1 protein-coding gene is annotated in these 278 nt (G+C 36.7%); it reads right to left on the reverse strand.

Annotation, left to right across the window (positions count from 1 at the left end; translation table 11 throughout):
- Window positions 1-278: transposase (locus GSM_RS14490; protein WP_040538363.1), on the reverse strand; the 278-nt coding region annotated here is incomplete at both ends.

A 278-nucleotide genomic window follows, 5' to 3' on the forward strand; every position in this document is an offset into this window, starting at 1 on the left:
TTGATTTTCACTAATCTCTTCTTTTTGTTTATAAAACAGTTATAGTTGGTAACCCTCGCCACCAATTTTCTAATGTTCATCGCCATCAAGGCAATTCCAGCTTCCTTTTTTACCTTTTCAAGGCCTCTAACCGAAAATCTTTTAAAACCCAAACAAGCCTTCAACCCACCAAAAACTGATTCGACATCTATTTTACGTCGTCCATAAATTGAACCAGTTTGGTAATTTGAAAGCAACTTGCGTTCCTTAGCTTTGAAGTACTCCCAAGCGTCATTAAT

This window comes from Liquorilactobacillus mali KCTC 3596 = DSM 20444, assembly GCF_000260415.1.
Lineage (GTDB): Bacteria > Bacillota > Bacilli > Lactobacillales > Lactobacillaceae > Liquorilactobacillus > Liquorilactobacillus mali.